The organism is Amycolatopsis sp. NPDC006125, from assembly GCF_040614195.1.
In the GTDB taxonomy this organism is placed as follows: domain Bacteria; phylum Actinomycetota; class Actinomycetes; order Mycobacteriales; family Pseudonocardiaceae; genus Amycolatopsis_E; species Amycolatopsis_E tucumanensis.
The window spans coordinates 1-7,116 of sequence record NZ_JBEXTZ010000187.1 but is presented as its reverse complement, the minus strand read 5'-3'; the positions used below and the strand labels follow the sequence as shown (position 1 = coordinate 7,116).

Below are 7,116 nucleotides of genomic sequence, written 5' to 3'. Positions count from 1 at the left end.
ATGTCCGCGTCCTGCCACGGGTTCAGCGGCGTCACGCGCTGCGACTCGGGCGCGTAGTGCTTGGCGCGGCCCGGCGAGCCGCGGGGCGCGGCAACCCAGCCGGGCACTTCGCCACCGCCGGCGGCGCGCCGATACAGCCGGACCGAGCGCAACAGCTCATCACCTGGGCAGCCAACCGCCGCCTGCCTGGGCACTCTCACGCTCGGTCTCCTCGCGCCAACGCTATGGATTGAACGTCGTTCGCCAGGAGCCGCGCATTACGTATGCGCTGGTCACAAGTCGATCACCACCCCGACAGCCGATCGTGACTACGGCCGGTGGTGGGCTGCGTGTCGGGGTGACGGGAGGGGTTCGGGCAGCTCAACCAGCGTGCCATTCCCGTGCCAGTAGCCCCGGTCAACAGCGGTCAACCGCAGACCTCAGCGGGCCAGGAAGCAGCAGGTCAGCACAACCGGCCGCGCAGCAGACCCAATCTTCCAAACTCGTGGTGCGGGTTCGATTCCCGTCGCCCGCTCTCGTCGTCTCCGGGGTGGCGGTCGTTGGTACTGTTGCCGGGTGCCGCGGTTGATCCTGCTCAACGGTCCGCCCGCGTGTGGCAAGTCGACGCTCGCGGGGCGGTACGCCGAGGATCATCCGCTGACCCTGAACCTGGACGTCGACCGTGTCCGGAGCCTGATCGGCCGCTGGCGTGACGACCCGCACACCGCCGGCCTGCTCGCTCGCGGCGTCACGCTCGCCGCCGCTCGTGCGCACCTCTCAGCGGGGCACGACGTGGTGGTCCCGCAGTTCCTGGGCCGGACGACGTTCATCGACCAGCTCGAATGCCTCTCCCGCGAAGTCGGAGCCGCGTTCCACGAGATCGTGCTGCTCGACAGCAGGGAGAACGTGCTGCGGCGCTTCGCCGAGCGCACCCGCGCGGCAGCCGATCCACTGCACGTCGAAGCCCACGAGATGATCGGGCGCGACGGCGGGTTCGACGACCTGTCGGTGATGTACGACCGGTTGATGGAGGTGATCGCGGCCCGGCCACAGGCCCGGATCGTGCACGTCGAGGAGGGCCAGGTGGAACTGACCTACCACGCACTGCGGCGCAGCCTGGGATGAGACGACGTGGACGACCACCTGCGCGCCGACGTCGAGACGCTCTGGCGCTACCACCACCTGGACCACGAGTCGCGGCGGACGGATGTCGGGGTGGGGCTCGGGAGTCATGATCTCGGGGTCGCCGACCACACCGCCGAGCTGTACCACGCCGGCCGGTTCCCGCTGGTCGTCTTCACGGGCGCCAACGCGCCCACCACGGTCGACCTGTTCCCGCGCGGCGAGGCCGTCCACTTCGGCGAGCACGCTCGAGCCCGCGGCGTGCCGGCGGCGGCCATCCGGCTCGAGACCCGCGCCACCAACACCGGCGAGAACATCACCTTCACCCGCCGGCTGCTCGCCGACCTCGACATCCGGTCCGTGACGCTCGTCTCGCGCCCCTACCAGCAGCGCCGCGCCTACGCGACTTGCCGCAAGCTGTGGCCCGAGGTGGACGTCGTGTGCGCCGCCAAACCGCAAACCCTCGACGAGCACCTGCACACCATCGGCGACGAAGACCGGGTGATCAACATGCTGGTCGGCGACACACAACGGATCACCCTCTACGCCGAGCGGGGTTTCGCGATCCCCCAACCCTTCCCGGCGAACGTCCACAGTGCCCTGCAGCGCCTCATCGCCGCGGGGTTCACCAAACGCCTGGTCTAGCCTCGCACCCCGTGGATCTGCTCCCCTTCGACGAATACGTCGCAAGCGCATGGCGGCCGGCGTCCTGTTCCGCGACGACGCCGGGCGCGTGTTGCTCGTCGAACCCTCGTACAAGCCGTACTGGGACCTGCCGGGCGGCACCGTCGACGCCGAAGAGTCACCGTGGGCAGCCGCGACGCGAGAGGTCCGCGAAGAGCTCGGCATCGAGCGCCCCCGTGGCGATCTCCTCGTCATCGACCACCGCAAATCCGGGGATCGCCTGCCCGAGGGCCTCTACTTCGTCTTCGACGGCGGGCTCATCACCGAAGCCGAAGTCGCCGCCCTCACGCTCACCGATCCCGAGATCCTCTCGGCGCGCCTGTTCACCCGCGACGAGCTGCCCGCCAAGACCCGCCCGTCACTGGTCGCCCGGATCGACGCCGCCGTCGAACGTCCGGTCCTGCTGGACACCCAGTGACGACACACATTCCCGGCACCGGGGCAGCTTGCGCCACGCGTGGGTTCTCTCGGACGGGATGCAGCGCCTCCCGCAGTTCGACCGCAGCCCGGTCCTCGGATGGTAGTCGCGCGCCGGGGAGACCCAGTGGGTGGCTCCGGCGTCGCTGTCGGGGAGCCAGCCCCAGTAAACGCACAGTTCCAAAGGCGATCTGCCGTGCATGCGCGGCATCGTGGCGAACACCGGCACACGGCGAACACCAGCCACACCGCCGGTAACACACGGCTTACGAACATGCGCCCACTGTTTACCCGCCCACCTGCCGCGCCGTCGCCATCGCCCGCTCCGTCTCCCAGAACGCCCGCATCGACCGGACCAGCCCGTCCTCGCCCACCCGGTACACGAACACGCCCTCGGTGACGACGCGATACCCACCCGGCAGGTACGTCGTGATCGTCCCGACGTTCGCCACCTCGTCGCCGGCCGCGAACGAATCCTTGATCACGAACTCGAACCGCTCGACCTTCGCGATCGCCAGGTCCCAGAACGCCGCGATCCCGTCGTGGCCGTGGTGCCCGCGACCCTCCTCGTCGAACATCGACTTGCCGACCGGGTCCTCGATCACCGCGTCCGGCGCGAACAACGCCAGCCACTCGTCCTTCGCGCCGCGGCAGGTCGCGTTCATCGACCGCCACGCGGCGACCCGGGCCGGCGGCTGCTCGGCCTCGACGTCCCAGCACACCTGAACACCCATGACACGCCCCCTCAGAACCGGGAAATGACCTCGTCGGCGAACTTGCGGATCGCGTCCTTCTTCGGTCCGACCGGATCGCCGAACCCGATGCCGTCGAACACCCACGGCTGCGTGACTATGTCGGTCACGCCGATCTCGGCCTGCTCGCGGTAGCCGTCCAGGCCGAACCGGTCGATGCACACCGCCTGGATCTCGAACGGCACGTCGGCCCGCCCGTACTCGGCACGCAGCTCCGCGAGCCGCGAGATCGTGGAGCGCAGGTCGTCGAACTTCATCATCGCCGAGGACCAGCCGTCACCGACCCGCGCCGCGCGCTTCAACGCCACCTCGGTGTGCCCGCCGATGTAGAACGGCACGTGCTCCGACGGCGCCGGGCTCATCTGCAGCTTGTCGAAGTCGAAGAACTCGCCGTGGTACTCGACCATCCCGCCGTCCAGGATCAGCCGCAGCACCTCGATCGCCTCGTCCACGCGCTTGCCGCGCTTCGCGTACGGGGCGCCGCACCACTCGAACTCCTCCGGCGACCAGCCGACGCCCAGCCCGAGCCCGAACCGGTTGCCGGACAGCACCGCGACCGACCCGACCTGCCGCGCGAGCAGCACCGGGTTCCGCGAGCCGAGTTTGAGCACCGACGTGTAGAACTCGATCCGCTCCGTCACCGCGGCCATCGTCGCGACCGCCACCAGCGGGTCGGCCCATGGCGTATCCGCGGTCCAGAACCGGCTGCCGTCCGGCGTGTACGGGTACTCGGCGGACACGTGCTCGGAGTAGAACAGCGAGTCCGGCAACGCGATCGAGGAGAAGCCGCACTCCTCGGCGGTGCGCGCTAGCTCGGTGAACTGGTCCAGGGGGTTCATCGCGACCGAGAGGGTGAACTTCATGCGACCGAGACTATAACGTGTTCTAGTTTTCGTCGAGAGCGGAACAGCTTGCGGTCGCGTTCCGGCAGCTCACAGACTGGTCACCGTGATCCAGGAATTCGCCGGCGACGTCGCGTCGGACTACGCGCGCTTCCGCCGCGGGTACCGGGCGGAGGTCTTCGACCTGCTGGCGGCGGAGTTCCCGCTCGGCCGGGTGCTGGACCTGGGCTGCGGCACCGGTCAGCTGACCGTGCCGATGGCCGCCAGGGCGGGCGCGGTGATCGGCATGGACCCCTCCCCCGACATGCTCGCGCACGCCCGCGCCGCCGAGGTCGGAAACGTCGTGTGGGTCGTCGGCGCGGACAGCGACGTGCCCACGCTGGAGCCCCTGCTCGGCGCGGGCGGTCTCGACCTCGTCACCATCGGCCAGGCGCGCACTGGATGGACCCCGGCCCGCTGTTCGCGGCGCTGTCCCGCCTGCTCCGGCCGGGCGGCGGCGTCGCGGTGATCGCCAACGGCACCCCGGTCTGGACGCAGCGCACCCGGTGGGCGACGGCGATCCGGCAGGTGTCCACCCGCTGGCTGGGCGCGCTGGACTTCCCAACCTGCGGCAGCAGCGACGCCGAGCGCGCGCGGTACCGGGACCTGCTCGAACGGGCCGGGTTCACGCGGGTGCGGGAACATCGCCTTGATCACACCGAGCGGCTCGGTCTCGACGAGGTCGTCGGCGCCTTCTACTCCGCGGGCGCGCTGGAAAAGCTCGACGCCGCAGGCCGGCGCGGTTTCGACGCCGACCTGCGGGCCGCGCTCCGCGAAGCCGAACCCGGCGGCGTCTTCACCGAGGAGGTGCCCGTGCGTTTCCTGTGCGCGAGCTGGGAACCATCGGCGTAGCGCCCGCGTTGTCCGGTTCAAGACACCGAACTTCCGGGAGTAGCCATGGGCACCACGATCACCGTGATCGTGCTCCTCGTCCTCATCGTGGGCGGCATCGCCTACTTCGCGAAGGCCCAGGCCGCCACGCGGCGGCGCCAGCTCGACGACGCGAAGGCCGACGCCCGGCGCCTGGTCGAGCGCCTGGGTGGCCAGGTGCTGAACCTCGTGGGTTCGAACGAGCCGGCGAAGCAGGCACTGGCCGACGCGTCCGAGCGCTACAACGCGGCGGGCTCGCAGCTGGAGCAGGCGCAGACGGCCGAGCAGGCCAAGCTCGTCAAGGAGACCGCGCTCGAAGGCCTCTACTACGTGCGCGCGGCGCGCGAGGCGATGGGCATGGACCCCGGCCCCAAGCTGCCCGAGGAGGCCGAGCGCGAGCGCGCGGGCAAGGTCACCGAGCACCGCAGCGTGGACGTCGAGGGCAGGCACTACGAGGCGTCGCCGAACCCGGGCGACAACACGCCCTACTACTACCCGGGTGGCCGCGTGGCCGGGCGCCCGGTGCCGCAGGGCTGGTACAGCGAGCCGTGGTGGAAGCCGGCGCTCGTGGCGGGCGCGTGGGGCCTGGGCTCGATGTTCCTGTTCAGCGCGATGTTCAGCGGCATGGCAGGCATCGCGAGCGCGTCGGCGTGGGAGTCCGGCTACGACGCCGGCCAGGAGGACGCGATGGCCGACGCGGGAGCCGACGGCGGCGACATGGGTGACGCCGGCGGCGACGCGGGCGGGGACTTCGGCGGCGACATGGGCGGCGACTTCGGAGGCGACTTCGGCGGGGATTTCGGCGGCTTCTGACGCCTCACCGCACAGCGGGCCGGACACCACGTCCGGCCCGCTTTTTCACGCCGCCTGGCAGACCGGGCACCAGTAGAGGTTCCGCCCGGCCAGCTCGGTGTGGGCGATGGGCGTGCCGCAGATCAGGCACGGCTGGCCGGTGCGCCGGTAGACGTACACCTCGCCGCCGTGCCGGTCCTGCCGCGGCGCGCGGCCGGTGACCTCGGGCAGGTGCTCGTCGTCCACGGTGTCGATGCGGCCGATCCGCACGCCCTTGCGCATCAGCGCGACGAGGTCGGTCCACATCTCCTTCCACTGCACGTGGTCCAGCGCGCGGCCGGGCACCATCGGGTTGATGCGGTGCCGGAACAGCACCTCCGCGCGGTACACGTTCCCGACGCCGGAGATGACCGACTGGTCCATCAGCAGCGCGGCGATCGACGTGCGGGACGCCGAGATCCGCTGCCACGCCTCGTCCGGACGGGCGTCGCGGCGCAGCGGGTCGGGGCCGAGGCGCGCCTTGATCGCGTCGACCTCGTCCGGAGTCAGCAGCTCGCACCGGGTGGGGCCGCGCAGGTCCGTCCAGTGCGTCCGGCCGGTCAGCCGCAGCCGGACCTGGCCCACCGGCGGGGTTTCCGGCAGTTTCGCCTCGGTGAACGTGCCGTACAGTCCCAAGTGGACGTGCACCGATCCGAGCGGGCCGAAGTCGTGGAACAGGTGTTTGCCGTAGGCCTCGGCCTTCAGCATGACCTGACCGTCCAAAAGGGCCGCCTCGCTCGCGAAGCGGCCCTGCGGACTGGAAACGCCCACCGGCGCGCCCGCGTACCGCCGCTGGTGCAGGCGGGCGAGCCGGTGGAGGGTGTGCCCTTCGGGCATCAGGCAGGCAGCGGCGGCGGGGTGCCGGTGCGCTCGTAGTCGAGCATCTGCTGCACGCGGCGGCCGTGCCGCTCGTCCTCCGACGGCGGGGTCGACAGGAACGCGTCGACGATCGCGGTGGCTTCCTCGACGGTGTGCATGCGCGCACCGAGGCCGATGAGCTGCGCGTGGTTGTGCTGGCGGGCGAGCTCGGCGATCTCCGGCTTCCAGGCCAGCGCGGCCCGGGCGCCCTTCACCTTGTTCGCGGCGATCTGCTCGCCGTTGCCGGAACCGCCGATGACGATGCCCAGGCTGCCCTCGTCCGCCACCACTCGGCGGGCGGTCTCGATGCAGAAGGCCGGGTAGTCGTCGGCGGCGTCGTAGACGGCCGGGCCGATGTCGGTGACCTCGTGGCCCTGGCCCTTCAAGTACTCGACCAAGTGGTTCTTCAGCTCGAAGCCGGCGTGGTCTGATCCCAAGTAGACGCGCACGGGTGGAGTCTCGCATCCGGGTGGGACCCGGGCATGCTGGGGGGTGTGGACGCGTTCGCCCAGGACGGGCATGACCTGCGGTTGGAGTGGGGTGCGGAAGGGGTCGCCGGGCTGGGGCGGGAGTGCGCGGTGCTGATCGTCGTGGACGTCCTGTCGTTCAGCACGACGGTGGACCTGGTGACGGGCCGCGGCGGCCGGGTCCGTCCCCTGCGCTGGCGCGGTGGCCGGGTGCCGCGGCCCGGCGCGGTGGGCCGGGATCCCCGGCTGCGCCAC

10 protein-coding genes and 1 pseudogene are annotated in these 7,116 nt (G+C 70.9%); 7 read left to right on the top strand and 4 right to left on the bottom strand.

Annotated elements, in window-relative coordinates:
• The first annotated feature begins 555 nt into the window (after positions 1-555).
• The 3 genes from ABZ193_RS42800 to ABZ193_RS42790 are packed head-to-tail and all read left to right on the top strand — an operon-like array spanning position 556 to position 2,203.
• Positions 556-1,104 (top strand): AAA family ATPase, encoded by a 549-nt coding sequence (locus tag ABZ193_RS42800; RefSeq protein WP_354714545.1) that lies wholly within the window; start codon positions 556-558, stop codon positions 1,102-1,104.
• A gap of 6 nt (positions 1,105-1,110) precedes the next feature.
• Positions 1,111-1,746 carry a YdcF family protein gene (locus tag ABZ193_RS42795; protein ID WP_354714543.1) on the top strand — a complete coding sequence of 212 codons (636 nt, stop codon included), beginning with the start codon at positions 1,111-1,113 and terminating at the stop codon, positions 1,744-1,746.
• A gap of 49 nt (positions 1,747-1,795) precedes the next feature.
• The gene (locus ABZ193_RS42790; protein ID WP_354714541.1) at positions 1,796-2,203 is read left to right on the top strand and encodes an NUDIX hydrolase; all 408 of its coding nucleotides are present in this window, start codon (positions 1,796-1,798) and stop codon (positions 2,201-2,203) included.
• Between the two features lie 286 nt (positions 2,204-2,489).
• Here ABZ193_RS42790 and ABZ193_RS42785 read toward each other — a convergent pair whose 3' ends face one another.
• Together ABZ193_RS42785 and ABZ193_RS42780 are read right to left on the bottom strand one after the other, a co-directional pair.
• A complete protein-coding gene (locus tag ABZ193_RS42785) occupies positions 2,490-2,936 on the bottom strand; it encodes a nuclear transport factor 2 family protein (protein ID WP_354714539.1) in 447 nt (148 codons plus the stop codon).
• 11 nt (positions 2,937-2,947) lie between these two features.
• On the bottom strand, positions 2,948-3,817 hold the full coding sequence (locus tag ABZ193_RS42780; protein WP_020418226.1) for an LLM class F420-dependent oxidoreductase: 870 nt from the start codon (positions 3,815-3,817) through the stop codon (positions 2,948-2,950).
• Between the two features lie 85 nt (positions 3,818-3,902).
• Here ABZ193_RS42780 and ABZ193_RS42775 point away from each other — a divergent pair, with 85 nt between their 5' ends.
• Genes ABZ193_RS42775 through ABZ193_RS42765 form a run of 3 tightly spaced genes read left to right on the top strand, consistent with a single transcriptional unit; the run spans position 3,903 to position 5,518 of the window.
• Positions 3,903-4,304 carry a methyltransferase domain-containing protein gene (locus tag ABZ193_RS42775; protein WP_354714537.1) on the top strand — a complete coding sequence of 134 codons (402 nt, stop codon included), beginning with the start codon at positions 3,903-3,905 and terminating at the stop codon, positions 4,302-4,304.
• On the top strand, positions 4,238-4,687 hold the full coding sequence (locus ABZ193_RS42770) for a hypothetical protein (protein ID WP_354714535.1): 450 nt from the start codon (positions 4,238-4,240) through the stop codon (positions 4,685-4,687). Before ABZ193_RS42775 ends, ABZ193_RS42770 begins: the two co-directional genes overlap by 67 nt.
• 45 nt (positions 4,688-4,732) lie before the next feature.
• On the top strand, positions 4,733-5,518 hold the full coding sequence (locus ABZ193_RS42765; protein WP_354714533.1) for a hypothetical protein: 786 nt from the start codon (positions 4,733-4,735) through the stop codon (positions 5,516-5,518).
• Between the two features lie 45 nt (positions 5,519-5,563).
• On the opposite strand, the gene ABZ193_RS42760 is transcribed toward ABZ193_RS42765, so the two are convergent.
• Together ABZ193_RS42760 and ABZ193_RS42755 are read right to left on the bottom strand one after the other, a co-directional pair.
• A complete protein-coding gene (locus ABZ193_RS42760; protein WP_020418223.1) occupies positions 5,564-6,373 on the bottom strand; it encodes a zinc finger domain-containing protein in 810 nt (269 codons plus the stop codon).
• Entirely contained in the window at positions 6,373-6,843 is a 471-nt protein-coding gene (locus ABZ193_RS42755) for a ribose-5-phosphate isomerase (protein WP_017987650.1), read from the bottom strand. The genes ABZ193_RS42760 and ABZ193_RS42755 overlap by 1 nt, the downstream gene beginning before the upstream one ends.
• 45 nt (positions 6,844-6,888) lie before the next feature.
• Here ABZ193_RS42755 and ABZ193_RS42750 point away from each other — a divergent pair.
• Positions 6,889-7,116, top strand: a pseudogene (locus ABZ193_RS42750) (hypothetical protein); the annotation flags it as partial.